The following is a 1,190-nucleotide window of genomic DNA, read 5'->3' on the forward strand; positions in this document are numbered from 1 at the left end:
CTAAACCAACGATCTCGATTCTCGCACGACGTCAGGAGGCACGCCTGAGGTCGGCTCGGCGCAGGGATGGACAGGCAGAGCGCTGTGCATTCCGCGCGTTGAGGTAGGCATGTACCCGCACCATGAGCTGGTCCATGGTGCGGCAGCGGTGGTTTCGCGTGACGTTGGCGTGCAGGTCCAGCCACACGCGCTCGATGCGGTTGCCCTGGGGACAGTAGGGCGGCAGGAAGTGGAGCACGATGCGCCCTCCAAGTTGGGCAAGGGCCTTGCGAGTCTTCTTGCTGGTGTGTACCGCTGCATTGTCCAGCACGAGGTGGATGCGGCGAGCGCGCCGGTATTCACCCGCGAGGCGCCAGAGCAACTGGATGAAGAGGTCGCTGGCCTTGGAGTTGCCTTCCACCCACGTCAGCTTCCCCGTCCGGACATTCAACGCTCCGGCCAGGAAGCGCTTCTGGTTGTTGCCCGGTGTCACCACCACCCGGCGCTGCCCCGGAAGACACCAGTCGTGTCCCACCTTGGGGTTGAGATGGATGTCCACCTCATCCACGTGGAGCACGGGCTCTTCGGGGGGCTTGTGGGCATGCAGGCACTTCAACTCGTAGAGCCGGCGCCGACGCTTCCAGGCGGGCCAGGGACACTCGACGATGGGCCTGGCCGCCTTGCGCCTCGCGCCGAGCCAGGTGAGCGCGCGTCCCATGGTCGCCACGGACACCTGGGGCAACCCCCGGCGCTCAAGCTCCAAGCACAGCAACTCCCGTGTCCAGGTGGGCCGGCACCAGCCCCAGTCCTCGGGCGTTCCCACCAACACCCGCGCCAGCCTCTCTCGGAATCGCTCGTCGACCTTGCGCTGGCCGTTGCCCTCCCTCCTGTCTCGCAGCGCTCCGCGTCCGTCCTCCCGGTAGCGGCGCACCGCGCTGACGACGGTGGAGGTGGCGCAGCCCAAGTCCCGGGCTGCTGCGTTGCACGAGGCACCCCTCCCCACCGCCGCCACCGCCATGCACCGTCGCATGGTGAGCGGGCAGCCGCTCTTCTCGCCCCATCGCAGCAGCGCCTGGCGCTGCTTCCTCTTCAGCCACTGCCTACCTTTGCCCTCGGGCAGGGCCTTCTCGCTCTCAGGTCTTCTGCGCACACAGAGCCGAACGAGAGGTGCCCCTGCTCCCTCTTCCCGCTCACTTCACGCCCGCCCGCCC

Annotated in this window: 1 protein-coding gene; it reads right to left on the minus strand. The window is 67.7% G+C overall.

Features of this window, described 5'->3' with window-relative positions; translation table 11 throughout:
* Nucleotides 1–31: 31 nt before the first annotated feature.
* Complete coding sequence (locus tag HUA76_RS44730; RefSeq protein ID WP_371823627.1) at nt 32–1,129, minus strand: IS630 family transposase; 1,098 nt, start codon at nt 1,127–1,129, stop codon at nt 32–34.
* Between the last annotated feature and the right edge of the window lie 61 nt (nt 1,130–1,190).

This window comes from Myxococcus sp. CA056 (assembly GCF_013336715.1).
Classification (GTDB): Bacteria; Myxococcota; Myxococcia; order Myxococcales; family Myxococcaceae; genus Myxococcus; species Myxococcus llanfairpwllgwyngyllgogerychwyrndrobwllllantysiliogogogochensis.